1 protein-coding gene is annotated in these 687 nt (G+C 67.0%); it reads left to right on the top strand.

All coding sequences use genetic code 11. The features are described 5' to 3' along the window. Nucleotides 1-553: aldolase/citrate lyase family protein (locus B879_RS24215; protein ID WP_040401639.1), on the top strand; the 553-nt coding region annotated here is incomplete at its 5' end. Nucleotides 554-687 lie beyond the last annotated feature (134 nt).

The raw sequence follows: 687 nt of genomic DNA, 5'->3' as shown, positions 1-687 counted from the left end.
GTACCTGGATTTGGGCGTGCAATCGCTGATCATCCCGATGGTCAACACCGCCGAGGACGCCCGCGATGCGGTGGCTGCCTGCCACTACCCGCCGATGGGTGTGCGTGGCGTCGGCTCGGCGCTGGCCCGCTCGGCCCGCTGGAACCGCGTCCCGGACTACCTGACCAGGGCCGGGGAATCGCTGACCCTGATGGTGCAGATCGAATCGGCGCAAGCCGTCCAGAACGTCGAGGCGATCGTTTCCACCGAAGGGGTCGACGGCATCTTCATCGGTCCCTCGGACCTCGCCGCCTCCATGGGCGTGATCGGGCAGCAGGACCACCCTGACGTCGTGGCAGCGGTGGAAAAATCCATTGCCGCTGGCAAGGCCGCCGGAAAGTACGTCGGGGTCAACGCGTTCGCTGAGGCCGCGGCCAAACGCTACATCGAACTCGGTGCCCACTATGTGGGTGTCGGCGCCGATGTGTCGCTGCTGGCCCGGGGCACCGAGGCGCTGGCAGCCAAGTTCAGGCCCACTGCCGCAGGCCCGACCGGGACACCGACCAGCTACTGACCTCTCGCCGGACCCATCCCGGCAGCACCTCACAAGCGGTCTTGTCCGGAGCATTGAGCTCCGCACAGGACCGCTTGGTTTTTCTCCGAGGACGGCACCGAGGACCGGTAAACCCGTGGTTTATGCCCGGCGCG

The sequence above is a fragment of the Cecembia lonarensis LW9 genome, assembly GCF_000298295.1.
Taxonomy (GTDB): domain Bacteria; phylum Bacteroidota; class Bacteroidia; order Cytophagales; family Cyclobacteriaceae; genus Cecembia; species Cecembia lonarensis.
This window is presented reverse-complemented; position numbering and strand designations above follow the sequence as displayed.